The organism is Aeromonas cavernicola (genome assembly GCF_002795305.1).
Classification (GTDB): Bacteria; Pseudomonadota; Gammaproteobacteria; order Enterobacterales; family Aeromonadaceae; genus Aeromonas; species Aeromonas cavernicola.
Genome location: NZ_PGGC01000273.1, coordinates 1 through 614, shown reverse-complemented (window position 1 = coordinate 614; position 614 = coordinate 1). Strand labels below are relative to the sequence as shown.

The following is a 614-nucleotide window of genomic DNA, read 5'->3' as shown; positions in this document are numbered from 1 at the left end:
GGACGGATGAGCGCCGGGATCCTGCTCCAGCAGCGCGTGAATACGTTGTGCAATGCTCATGTTTTCTCCCTCCGTGAGACCATGTCATCCCGCTGTTTATCATGGCGTCTACTCTAGTAAAGCACCGAAACCAATGCAATTGATAATCGCTATCATTATCGGTGCATTTTTTTCAACCCCTTGATATTCTCGGCGGCACACCCGTTTCATTCACCCCTTCGGAGGTTAGCATGGGCCGTCGTCTTGCCCTCGCCATCACCCTGCTCTGCAGTTCACTGTCCCCCTTCTCTGCCGTTGCCGCCGACGGACAGAAAGAGCGTATCGTCAGTATCGGAGCGGCCACCACAGAGCTCATTCTGGCCCTTGGCGGTGAGCCAAGTCTAATCGCCACCGATATCAGCAGCCCCTTGCCAAAAGGGCTGCCCAAGGTGGGCTATCACCGGGCGCTGGCCGCCGAAGGGATCCTGAGCCTCTCCCCTACTCGGCTGGTGGGCAGCGACGAGATGGGCCCGTCCCCGACCCTGGATCAGCTGCGCCGTGCCGGGGTCAAGGTGGAGGTGCTGGATACCGCGCCGACCATCGCCAACCTCAACCAGCGCATCGACACCCTCGCC

The 614-nt window shown here is 59.8% G+C and carries 1 pseudogene; it reads left to right on the top strand.

The annotated features are described in order from the left end of the window. Positions 1-230: 230 nt before the first annotated feature. Positions 231-614: pseudogene (locus tag CUC53_RS18490) on the top strand (hemin ABC transporter substrate-binding protein); the annotation flags it as partial.